The organism is Calditrichota bacterium, assembly GCA_014359355.1.
Classification (GTDB): Bacteria; Zhuqueibacterota; Zhuqueibacteria; order JANLFK01; family Oleimicrobiaceae; genus Oleimicrobium.
The window spans coordinates 1-4,620 of the sequence record JACIZP010000381.1; the positions used below are offsets into that span (position 1 = coordinate 1).

The following is a 4,620-nucleotide window of genomic DNA, read 5'->3' on the forward strand; positions in this document are numbered from 1 at the left end:
CTTACCTTGAGCGTCCGCCTCGCCCTGCCAAGAGCACACGGAAGGGAGTAAAGGCCTTCCTCTTCAACCGGGTGCTGTGTCCGGTGTTCATGCTTCTCCCGCAGGCCTGGGGCAAAGCGATCGGTTGGCATTTGGTGCTGCGCGGCAGCAAGTAGCCAGCGCATTCTTGTGCCGAGGTCTGTCTGGAGGCGGTCGCCAGGCGGACCTCGCCCGTTGCGCGCGGTCGCTTCCGCATTCTTTCCCTCCTCGAAGTCCGGTGCGGCACCACATTTTTGTCTTGACAATCTCTGGAAAAATGCTATCTTAGAGCGGCGCAAGATTGCTCCTGTCCCTACTTGTGAGGAGGGTGCATATGGCAGAGCGAATTCGCCTCGGCACGGGGTTTAACACCTCGTTCAAAGTGCTCCATGCCTGGTTTGGCCAGTTTCTGGTGATGGGCCTGCTCTACTTGGCTGTTCTGGGCATCGCAAAGAGCTTCTGGGCCCTCTTACCGTTTTCCCTGCCCTTGCTGTTTGCCATGCTCTTCGTGCTCAAACCTGGGTTCGACTGCGGTCTGACCTACGCCGCGCTGCGCGCTCACGACGAGGCAGGTCCTGTGCAGATTGGCGACCTCTTCCGTGGGTTCGATTACCTGAGCAGCGCGGTGCCCGCGGCCATTGTGGTGGCTCTTTTCCAGGCGGCGGCAGCTCTCCCCGGGGGCGCTATGCTCGCCGGCGGCATCGTCGTGCTGGCAGTTGAAGGGCCAACCGCAGTCGGCGTGTTGCTCATCGTCCTCGGCTCGGTGGTGCTGCTGGCAGGAATAATCGTTGTGAGCACCTTTTACGTGTTCGTGCCCCAGGCCATCGTCGACACCAAGGCTGGCTTTTGGGAGTGCATGGAGGCGAGCCGCAAGTTGGCCTTTGCCGAATTCTGGGGTGCGCTGGGGACGCTGATCTTGAGCGTGCTCATGGAAATCGTAGGGTTCCTGTTTTGCTGCGTGGGGATTTTCTACACGCTGCCCTTGCGGTTTGCCTTTGTCACCAGCGTCTACCGGACAGGCGTGGCTATGGCTAAGCCGCCGCGGCCCAGAGGGAGGCAGACCACGAGGAGAACGCGGCCTTAGCTAACGTGGTGCCGCTCTTGGGTGCAGCTGTTCGGCTTTCCCGCAAAAAAAGCGCGGATAGTGAGTCTGGTCACACCCCCCACACCGTTGCGCACGTATTTTGCCGCATGGAGCGAGTGCCAGGCAGGACAGCACCAGACAGCCTTGCAATGGGAGCCGGCCAAAGCCGAAAAGTGGCAGACTTGCCGCCAGTGGCTCAAAACGAGACACCTTTGGGCGGTCCCGGCACACACCGAGCGCTCGCGTAATTGCTGAAGAATCAGCGGCAAGGCGCGGTCGGGTTTTCTTCTTGTTGAGTGGCATTCACTTTGCGGAGAGACTCTGAGGGTTGGCCAGAAATGGAGGTAATCATGGGTTCAAGAAAGATAACAGGGGCCTGCGTCGTGCTGTGGGCGCTGACAGTTCTTTTTGTCCAGCGTGCGTCCGCCCAGGCCGTTAGGGTCACCACGGGATTGTTCACCGACGTGCGCACGTTCTACCTTGCGGACTTGGACCTGACGCGCTCAGGCACTGGCACGCCGATCTTTTGGGCAGAGCTGCGTAACACGAGCCCAGTTGCGCAGCAGATCTACATTCGGGTGCAATTAGCCAGCCAGGAGTTTGGCCTGCTCGCCTGGGGTAAGACAGACACATTTACTCTGGGCCCAGCTGAGGTGCTGCGGCTCGACAATCTGAACCTCGTTCGCGAAGGGGGGCGGTTTTCCTTCGTCGAGTACGATTGGAACCGTCAGGTAGCCACCGAGCTTCAAGACTACCTATTTGCCCACGGCAAGCTGCGACCCGATATCTACACTCTGACCATCGAGGTGTACGACGCATGGTCGACAAGCATGCATGATGACGCCTCTCTGAGCATGGACATCACCAATCCTTCCACGCTTGACCTGGTGGCGCCGGGTGCCCGCGTGGAGGGTGAGGATTTGCCGCTGGTGTACACCATCTGGCCGGTCTTTCTCTGGGAGTCGGACATCGACCTTTTTCGCTTGGTGGTGGCCGAGAAACCCGTGGATGTGCACGTGCCCATCGATGCCAGCCCCGAGCAGATCTTGCAAGACCAGGTAAGGCTGAGCACATACCTGCGCGTGCATCGCGGCCCTGGGGCGCCACCGCCGTCGAGCCCAGATACCGTAGTCGTGCCCTCGACCTTCTTCCAGTACCCCGAGACGGGGGTACTGCCTTTACAGGAAGGGCGCACGTACTTCTGGCGGCTCACCGGCCTTGTGCCTACCTCCGGGACGACCGTGGAGATGGAGAGCGAAATCTGGGGGTTCAAGGTAGCTACCCTCAGCGCGGGGGACACCTCGCCTGAGCATCTCCAGCTTCTCGCGCAGCTCCACTCGCTGCTAGGCGACGAGGTGGCTGAGGCGCTCTTCGCGGCGGGAGGCCCGCTCTATGGCTGCCGTTTCACTGGCCTCGTGCAGGACGGGGAAGGCAGGGCGATGACCGTGGCAGAGTTGGTGAGCCTGGTAAGGCAACTGCAGCAAAGCGGCACCGAGCTTTCCTTCGAAGTGCTGGAACAATAGCCGCGCGGCGTTGAGCAAGTGGTGAGGTGAACGATGTGTCGCAAGAGAGCGGTTTTGACCTTGGTAATTGTGTTTTTTGTCAGCCTTGCCTTTGCTGACACTGCTCGGGACATCGCCGTGATTCTGAAAAGCACCGGAAAGGTCGAGATAGGCACTGCGGCTGAGGGCCGGTGGAGGACGGCTGCCCGGGGCACACGGCTCAGCTCCGGAACTCGGATACGCACTGGCGAAAACTCCTTAGCCACCCTCATTTTCACCGACGACAAGAGCCTGCTCAAGATTCGCTCGGATACGGAAATCAGCCTGGAAGGCGAGCGACAGGCGGGCACCGTGAACAAGCGGCTGACCGTTGGCGCCGGCGAACTGTGGGCCAAGATCACCAAAGGAGCAGGCAGCTATCGGCTGGAGACTCCATCCGGTGTGGCGGCGGTGAAAGGGACCGAGTTCTACCTGCTGGTGGCTGAGGATGGTGCAGCGACCGCCATCGTTTTGGACGGCATAGTCGAGCTGATGAACAGCCTGGGCACCGTGCTGGTCGGCTCCGGCCAGACCGGCACCATGGGGCGGGACACACCGCCAGCGGCGTCTGACTCGCAGAATGTGCCGGACTGGGGCGAAACGGGGGTGGACGTCCAGGCTGAAGAAGGCATGTTGCGCATCGAGTTTCGTGACGAGAGCGGCGCAAAGCGCTACCTACTCATCCGGTACCATCCACGCTGAATCCATGGAAGGAACATTCCGTATGAAAATGGTCCGCTCTTTAGCACTCTGTCTCCTTTGCGTAGCGCTGAGTCTTTTGGCAGCGGCGAGAGCCCAGGCCCAGGTGGACCTTCAGGCCCGGGTGGTCCACCTTCCGGTGACCAGCGCGTTTGCCGGCGAGCCCGTTGAGCTCGTTATCAAGATCGAGGGCACGCAACAGAGGGCCATGGAGGCCCGCATCTACTATCGCCGACCGGAGGAACAAGGGTACCGCTACGTCGAGATGCGGGAGGGGGTCGATCAATGGGTAGGTGAGATCCCGGCCCGGGATGTGGTGGCACCCCGCATCGAGTACTTCATCTCGGTGGTACTTGACGCAGAGACCATTCTTACCTACCCTGAGTTCAACCCCTACTACGAGCCTCTGCAGGTGCTGGTGGCCGAGCGGCCGAGCAAGCCCGAGGCACGCCCGAAGGTGAGCTACTCGGAGCTGGAGCTGATGGTATTGAGCCCCCAGCCAGACGAGAAAGTGGCGGCCCACGAGGTGGTCGTGGCCTTTTCGCTGCGCGGCGACCCCGCTCAGGTCGACTCGAGCAGCTATCGTTTGCTGCTAGATGATCGCGACGTGACCAGGCGGGCCGAGGTCAGCAGTGCCCTGGTCACGTTTGTACCGAAGCGATTACCGCCGGGCAGACACACCGCCGAGCTCAGAGGTACCGATCGCAATGGTCGTCCCTTGCAGCCGGCAAGGGTGAGTTTTGTGGTGACCTCCGGAGGGTTGGCCAGCGCTGCGCGGGAGTTCAGCGGACGCGTCTATGCAGACTTGCGTTACGAGGATGTGAGCACCATCACCGAAGAGACCTACCAGACCGGCGGGTCATTGGCCGGCAGGTACGGGGCCTTGTCCTATCGCACTGACCTCTTCTTGACCTCGCGAGAGAAGAAGGATGCTCAACCGAGGAACCGGTATTCTCTCCGCCTCGAGCTCCCATGGCTGGGCGTGCAGGTGGGTGATGCCAACCCGCGCTTCAACGACTTGGTCCTCTGGGGCAAGCGAGTGCGCGGCGTCTACGGCTACTTGCACACCGGGGTGATCAATGTTGACATCGTCTACGGCGAGACCTACCGGGCGGTGGAAGGCCGTGGGGACTCCACCGGAGTGCAGCGCTTTGGTACCTACCGCCAGATGCTCTACGGCGTGCGCCCCAGCTTTGGCCGTCCCAACCGTTTTCTCCTCGGCCTGAATCTCCTCAAGGTCAAGGACGATACCTCTTCGGTGGTCTGGGGACCGTCTTC

General features: G+C 61.1%; 4 protein-coding genes. All 4 read left to right on the top strand.

All coding sequences use genetic code 11. The features are described 5' to 3' along the window. The first annotated feature begins 352 nt into the window (after positions 1-352). Positions 353-1,102 carry a hypothetical protein gene (locus H5U38_15885; GenBank protein MBC7188504.1) on the top strand — a complete coding sequence of 250 codons (750 nt, stop codon included), beginning with the start codon at positions 353-355 and terminating at the stop codon, positions 1,100-1,102. A 350-nt stretch (positions 1,103-1,452) separates the two neighbouring features. Then, positions 1,453-2,625: a hypothetical protein gene (locus H5U38_15890; GenBank protein ID MBC7188505.1), complete on the top strand. Its 1,173-nt coding sequence runs from the start codon at positions 1,453-1,455 to the stop codon at positions 2,623-2,625. Between the two features lie 33 nt (positions 2,626-2,658). Continuing rightward, on the top strand, positions 2,659-3,345 hold the full coding sequence (locus H5U38_15895; GenBank protein ID MBC7188506.1) for a FecR domain-containing protein: 687 nt from the start codon (positions 2,659-2,661) through the stop codon (positions 3,343-3,345). Between the two features lie 22 nt (positions 3,346-3,367). Beyond that, positions 3,368-4,620: hypothetical protein (locus H5U38_15900; GenBank protein ID MBC7188507.1), on the top strand; the 1,253-nt coding region annotated here is incomplete at its 3' end.

What these genes read in the sequence shown, in the direction of transcription:
- H5U38_15885 (MBC7188504.1), top strand. Translation starts at nt 353, where the DNA reads ATGGCAGAGCGAATTCGCCTCGGCACGGGGTTTAACACCTCGTTCAAA.
- H5U38_15890 (MBC7188505.1), top strand. Translation starts at nt 1,453, where the DNA reads ATGGGTTCAAGAAAGATAACAGGGGCCTGCGTCGTGCTGTGGGCGCTG.
- H5U38_15895 (MBC7188506.1), top strand. Translation starts at nt 2,659, where the DNA reads ATGTGTCGCAAGAGAGCGGTTTTGACCTTGGTAATTGTGTTTTTTGTC.